This window comes from Kitasatospora sp. NPDC059462 (assembly GCF_042749955.1).
In the GTDB taxonomy this organism is placed as follows: domain Bacteria; phylum Actinomycetota; class Actinomycetes; order Streptomycetales; family Streptomycetaceae; genus Kitasatospora.
Map to the genome: position 1 here is coordinate 1 of NZ_JBHYUU010000330.1, position 4,615 is coordinate 4,615.

Below are 4,615 nucleotides of genomic sequence, written 5' to 3' on the forward strand. Positions count from 1 at the left end.
GTGGCCAGCTCCGGCTCGGCGAGCCGGCGCTCGGCCGCCGCCAGCTCCGCGCGGTGCCGGTCCAGCCGCTGTTCCAGCCGCTCGCGCTCCGGGCGGGGCAGCAGTACGGCGGCGGCGTCCTGGGCGTCCGCGAACCCGGCCGCCACCGCGGCGCCGGCCAGTTCGTCGTCGGCCAGCTTCAGCTGGTGCGCCGCCTCGTCGGCGGTCCGCACCGCGCCCGCCAGCGCCGCCACGGCCGAGGCGAGCCGGTTCAGGGCGGCCGCCCGCGCCGCCACCGACGGCGCGTCACCCCGGGCCGCCGCCACCCGGGCGCCCAGCTTCTCCTGGTCGGCGTGCAGGGTCCGGGCCTGGACGGCCAGCTCGGCGCTCCGCTCCCGGGCCCCGGCCAGCGCCGTCCGGTGGACCGCCTGCTCCGCGGTGAGCCGCTCGATCGCCCGGCCCGCCGGGCCGAGCCCCTCCGCGGCCCGGAGCGCCTCCCGGTGCTCGCGCTCCAGCCCGGCGAGCGCCCCGGCAAGGGCCTCGGCGGGCTCCTCGCCGGCCGCTCCGGCCGCCGCCGCCCGGCGCACCCGCAGGCCGGAGAGATCCTGCTCCGCCGTGTCGGCGGCCTGCTCGGCGGCGCTCTGGGCCCGCCGGGCGCGCTCCTCGTCCTCCGCCCGGACCGGCTCCCCGGCCGGGCGCGCGGGGGCCGGGTGCTCCGCCGAGCCGCAGACCCGGCACGGCTCCCCGGCGCTCAGCTGCGCGGCCAGCTCGGCGGCCATCCCGGCCAGCCGGCGCTCCCGGAGGTCCAGGCCGTACTGCCGGGCGTCGAGGGCCTCCGCGCGCAGCGTGAGGGCGCGCGGACGGGCGTGGTCGATCTCCACGTCCAGCCCGTCCCGCTCGCGGGCGGCGGCCAGCCGGGCGGCCAGCTCCGCGCGCCGGGCGTCCAGCCGCTCCACCCGCCCCGCGGCGTCCCGGGCGGCGGACTCCTCCGCCTGGAGGGCGGCCAGCCGGGGCTCGAAATCGGCCAGCCAGTCGCCCGCCTCCTCGGCGAGGTCCTCGGCGCGGCGCAGGTCGGCGGCCACCGCCGCCCGCGCACCGTCCAGCTCGGCGCACAGCCGCTCGTCGTCCCGGACCCCCTCCAGCCGGACGATCTCCGCGCGCAGCCGCTGCTCGGCCTCCACCAGCTCCCCGGCCTGCGCGTTGGCCAGGGCCCGGCCGCCGACCGCCGGATCCCCGCCCGCCGGGCCGTCGGCGAGCCCGCCCAGCACCGTGCGGTGCCGGCGCTCCTCCTCCCCGGCCCGCCGGTGCACCTGTGCCGCGCGCTCGCGCAGGTGCAGCACCGACTCGACGCCGACCGCCGCCTGCGCCGCCGCCAGCCGCTGCCGGTCCGCCGCCCGGGCGGGCCCGTCCTCGGCCAGCCGGTCCGCCTCCCGCACCGCCTGCCGGTACCGCTCCTGCCGGTCGGCCAGCTGCTCGGCGGCCTCCCGGCCCCGCTGCGCCGCCCGGTGCGCCTCCTCCGCGCCCGCCAGCGCGGCCCCGGCCACCGTCAGCTGCTCGGCCGCGCCGCCGCGCAGCACGGCCGCCCAGCCCAGCACGCCCGCGGTGAGGTCGCTGTCCGCCGGGGCGGACTCGTCCTCGCCGGGCACCAGGCCCGCGGCCGGCTCCGCGCCCGGGCCGGCCGCCTGCTCCGCCCGGCTCGCGAGGTCCCGCAGCCGGCGGCGCCCCGCCTGGACGGCGGCCTCGTGGGTCCGGCGCTGCTCGGCGAGCCAGGCCTCGACGGACTGGAACCGCTCGGTGTCGAACAGCCGGCGCAGCAGCTTGCCGCGCTCCTCCGAGTCCGCCCGCAGGAACCGCGCGAAGTCGCCCTGCGGCAGCAGCACCACCTGGCAGAACTGGTCCCGGCTCATGCCGATCAGCCGGTGGATCTCCTCCCCGGCCTCCTGGTGCGACTTGCTGAGCGCCCGCCAGCCCGGCGTGCCGTCGCCGGTGCCCGTGCCGTCCGCCGACCACTCGCGCAGCAGCGTCTGGGCGCGCTCGGTCGTCATGCCCCGGCCGACCTTCTTCGGCCGCGGCTGCTCCGGGACGCGGGTGACCTCCAGCCGCCGCCCGCCCAGCGTCAGCTCCAGCCGGACGCTGGTCAGCCGGTCCGGCTCGGCGTGGTCGCTGCGCAGCCGGTTGGCCTTCCGGGTGCCGGGCACCTCGCCGTAGAGGGCGTAGCAGACCGCGTCCAGCACGCTGCTCTTGCCCGCGCCGGTGGCGCCGCGCAGCAGGAACAGCCCGCCGGCGGCCAGCGCGTCGAAGTCGACCGTCTCGGTGCCCGCGAACGGGCCGAACGCGGTCACGGTCAGCCGGTGGAGTCTCATCGGGGCAGCTCCGCCTTCCGGTCGGTGGTCTCCCGGACGCGCTCGAAGCCCTCGCGCAGCCAGTCCAGCTCCCGCGCGTCGGGCTCGGCGCCGGGGCGGACGTGCCGCAGGAAGCCCTCGGCGATCTCCAGGTCCGTCCGCCCGCCGACCCGGGCGGCGTAGGACGCGGAGGCGGCGGCGGTCGTCTCCTCGGGTTCGAAGAGCAGCTGGAGGGTGTGCGGGAAGCGGCGGCGCAGCCGCTCCATCGGCTCGGCCGGGCGGCTCGGGTCGGTGAGGGTGGCCTGCACCCAGGACTGCTCGTCGGCGGTGTACCGCTCGTCGGTGAGCAGTTCGTCGAGGCGGCCGCGCAGCCGGGCCAGCGGGCGCGGCACCGGGCAGTACACCCGCTCGGCGGTGACCTCGCCGTCCGCCGCGAGGTCGACCAGCCACATGCTCTTGCGGTGCTCGTGCTCGGAGAAGGAGTAGGCGAGCGGGGAGCCGCTGTAGCGCAGGTGCGGGGCGAGCGTCTGGCAGCCGTGCAGGTGGCCGAGGGCGGCGTAGTGCACGCCGTCGAAGACCGAGGCGGGGACGGCCGCGACCCCGCCCACCGCGATGTCGCGCTCGCTGTCGCTGGGCTCGCCGCCGGTGACGAAGGCGTGCGCCAGCACCACCGCGCGGGTGCCGGCCGGCCGGGCCGCGAGGTCGGCCCGGACCTGTTCCATCGCCGCGCCGAGCACCGCCGCGTGGCCGCCGCGCGCCAGCCCGAACCGCTCGCGCACCAGCGTCGGCTCCAGGTACGGCAGGCCGTAGACGGCGACCGGGCCGTGCGCGTCGGCCAGCAGCACCGGCTCGGCGCACTCGCCCGGGTCGGTCCGCAGGTGGACGCCGGCCCGGCCGATGAGCCCTGCGCCCACGCCGAGGCGGCGGGCGGAGTCGTGGTTGCCGCTGATGAACACCGTCGGCACGCCGAGGTCGGCCAGTCGGTGCAGCACGTCGTCGAACAGCGCCACCGCCTCCAGCCCGGGCAGCGCGCGGTCGTACACGTCGCCGGCGACCAGCACGGCGTCCACGCCCTCGTCCCGGACCACCGCCACGAGGTGGTCCAGGAAGGCGCGCTGGGCGTCGTGCAGGCTCTCCCGGTGGAACGAGCGCCCCAGGTGCCAGTCGGAGGTATGCAGCAGTCGCATGGTCCCCGACCATAACGGGAGCCACCGACAATCCGGCCCGGAACGGAGATCCCGCCCGATCCCCGAGGTCGCTGTGGGTCGGAACTTGCGGTCGAAGGTGTGCGGGTTCGGTGGCCCGACCCTGAACGAGGGTTCCGCCCGGTCCCCGTCGGCGGTCCGGCGGTCGCTGCGTGTTGGGGCTCGTGGTGGTGGTGACGGGTGGGTCGGGGGTGTGCGCGGATTTGGCGGCCTGGTCGAGGGCGGGGTTTCGCCCGGCCCCTGTCGGCGGTCCGGCGGTTGCTGCGGGTCGGGGCTCGTGGTGGTGGTGACGGGTGGGTCGGAGGTGTGCGGGTTCGGCGGCCCGACCCTGAACGAGGGTTTCGCCCGGTCCCCGTCGGCCGTCCGGCGGTCGCTGCGTGTTGGGGCTTGTGGTGGTGGTGACGGGTGGGTCGGGGGTGTGCGCGGATTTGGCGGCCTGGCCGGGGGCGGGGGTTTCGCCCGGCCCCTGTCGGCGGTCCGGCGGTTGCTGCGGGTCGGGGCTCGTGGTCGGGGTGTGCTGGCCTGGCCGGGGGCGGGGTCCGCCTGGCCCCCCCCCCCCGTCGGCCGTCCGGCGGGCGCTGTGAGTTTGGGGCTCGTGGTTGGTGTGTGCTGGCCGGGCCGGGGGCGGGGTCCTGCCGGGCCCCCCCCCCCGGCCGGGGGCCGTCGCTGCGTGTGGATTGTCAGTGACCGTGTGTATGTTCGTGCTCGCTGGGAGTCCAGGGGCTCCTGGGGTCGGGTGTGGCGAGTGTCGGTGGGCGGGAGGAAGGGGCCGTGGTGTGTGGCGGCAGGGGTGGAGGGGTGTGGATTCGGCGGTCCGGCCGGGGGCTGGGATTCCTGCCACCCACCCCATCGGTCGCTGCGCGTGGATTGTCAGTGACCGTGTGTATGTTCGTGCCCGCCGGGAGCCGAGGGGCTCGTGGGGCCGGTGGGACGGGTGTCGACGACGGGGAGGAAGGGCTCATGGTGGTGCGGGACGGAATGCGCGGTGGGTGGGCCGGGCGGCGGCGGCCGGGGCCGGCCGGGCCGGTGACGCGGGGGTCCGGTGGGCGGCCGCCGGGCGGTGGGCCGGGCGGGCCCGCGGCCCCGGGG

Annotated in this window: 2 protein-coding genes; both read right to left on the reverse strand. The window is 78.5% G+C overall.

The features are described 5' to 3' along the window. Positions 1 to 2,342: AAA family ATPase (locus ACFXAM_RS37905; RefSeq protein WP_380298396.1), on the reverse strand; the 2,342-nt coding region annotated here is incomplete at its 3' end. Next, positions 2,339 to 3,508, reverse strand: coding sequence for an exonuclease SbcCD subunit D (locus ACFXAM_RS37910; protein WP_380298397.1), 1,170 nt, complete (start codon positions 3,506 to 3,508; stop codon positions 2,339 to 2,341). The genes ACFXAM_RS37905 and ACFXAM_RS37910, both read right to left, overlap by 4 nt. Positions 3,509 to 4,615: the final 1,107 nt, after the last annotated feature.